1 pseudogene is annotated in these 523 nt (G+C 54.7%); it reads left to right on the top strand.

The window, feature by feature from the left end:
- Positions 1 to 233: 233 nt before the first annotated feature.
- Positions 234 to 362: pseudogene (locus ACGLHR_RS52230) on the top strand (transposase); the annotation flags it as partial.
- Positions 363 to 523: the final 161 nt, after the last annotated feature.

The raw sequence follows: 523 nt of genomic DNA, 5'->3' as shown, positions 1-523 counted from the left end.
TCTGGATCCCTATCGCAGCTATATCGAGGAACGAATCGCCCAGGGCTGTCGCTGTCCGAGAGAGATCTGGCAAGAACCGTGAAGTGTAGTAAGAATGTTCCGCTTGCGAAGTAAAGTTGATCCGCGACCTGATTACGCTCATTTCGCCGGGCGGCCTCAAATCTGAAGTGCAACACCTTGCTTCGGGTAAGAGCCCGTTTGAAAATTCGCCGCAGATGTGTTCCAACGTTCAGATGTGGAAAAAAGAACATCGAGAGCGGCAGGCAAGCATGGCGGCCAAGACAAAGCGAAATCCGAGCGATCTGACGGACATGGAATGGGGAGCGATGGAGGGACTGCTGCCGAAGCCCGCTCGATCAGGGCCTTCTTGAACGCCATGGCGGCGTCTTGCACCGCCTCAGCTGTCATCGGACCTTTAACGAACCGATTGATCAGCTCCTTAGGGACACCCCTTTCAAGGTGACGAAAATTAGGGCACCCTCCGTGTCCTCGAACCGAAAATGGAGTCAGTGGCGTGGTACTG

Origin of the sequence: Cupriavidus sp. CuC1 (assembly GCF_044627735.1) — a bacterium.
Classification (GTDB): domain Bacteria; phylum Pseudomonadota; class Gammaproteobacteria; order Burkholderiales; family Burkholderiaceae; genus Cupriavidus; species Cupriavidus ulmosensis.
The sequence above is the reverse complement of the archived record's forward strand: the minus strand, read 5'-3'. Positions and strand labels throughout refer to the sequence as shown.